1 rRNA gene is annotated in these 1,278 nt (G+C 55.9%); it reads right to left on the bottom strand.

Annotated features, from left to right (window positions below):
* Positions 1–1,278: ribosomal RNA gene (locus AC3EN4_RS31745) — 23S ribosomal RNA — on the bottom strand; the annotation flags it as partial.

Genomic DNA, 1,278 nt, shown 5'->3' with positions numbered 1-1,278 from the left:
GGTGGGATACCTCATCTTGAAGCAGGCTTCCCGCTTAGATGCTTTCAGCGGTTATCCCTTCCGAACGTAGCTAACCAGCCGTGCCCCTGGCGGGACAACTGGCACACCAGAGGTTCGTCCGTCCCGGTCCTCTCGTACTAGGGACAGCCCTTCTCAAGTATCCTACGCGCACGGCGGATAGGGACCGAACTGTCTCACGACGTTCTAAACCCAGCTCGCGTACCGCTTTAATGGGCGAACAGCCCAACCCTTGGGACCTGCTACAGCCCCAGGATGCGACGAGCCGACATCGAGGTGCCAAACCATCCCGTCGATATGGACTCTTGGGGAAGATCAGCCTGTTATCCCCGGGGTACCTTTTATCCGTTGAGCGACACCGCTTCCACTCGCAAGTGCCGGATCACTAGTCCCGACTTTCGTCCCTGCTCGACCTGTCAGTCTCACAGTCAAGCTCCCTTGTGTACTTGCACTCAACACCTGATTGCCAACCAGGCTGAGGGAACCTTTGGGCGCCTCCGTTACCCTTTAGGAGGCAACCGCCCCAGTTAAACTACCCACCAGACACTGTCCCTGAACCGGATAACGGTCCGAAGTTAGATACCCAAATCAACCAGAGTGGTATTTCAAGATTGCCTCCACCCATACTGGCGTATGAGCTTCACCGGCTCCCACCTATCCTACACAAGCTAACTCAAGTACCAATGTCAAGCTATAGTAAAGGTCCCGGGGTCTTTCCGTCCTGCCGCGCGTAACGAGCATCTTTACTCGTACTGCAATTTCGCCGGGCCTGTGGTTGAGACAGTGGGGAAGTCGTTACGCCATTCGTGCAGGTCGGAACTTACCCGACAAGGAATTTCGCTACCTTAGGATGGTTATAGTTACCACCGCCGTTTACTGGCGCTTAAGTTCTCCGCTTCGCCCCGAAGAGCTAACAGGTCCCCTTAACGTTCCAGCACCGGGCAGGCGTCAGTCCATATACATCGAATTACTTCTTCGCATGGACCTGTGTTTTTAGTAAACAGTCGCTTCCCCCTGCTCTCTGCGGCCATACAACGCTCCACCCGCGCGGGGCTTCACGTCTCCGGCCCCCCTTCTCCCTAAGTTACGGGGGCAATTTGCCGAGTTCCTTAACCACAGTTCGCCCGATCGCCTCGGTATTCTCTACCTGACCACCTGTGTCGGTTTGGGGTACGGGCCGCTAAGAACTCGCTAGAGGCTTTTCTCGGCAGCATAGGATCACTGACTTCACCTGAATCGGCTCGGCATCACGTCTCAGCC

It is taken from the genome of Micromonospora sp. bgisy143, assembly GCF_057708145.1.
Note: the sequence above shows the minus strand (reverse complement) of the source record. Positions and strands in the feature narration are given on the sequence as shown.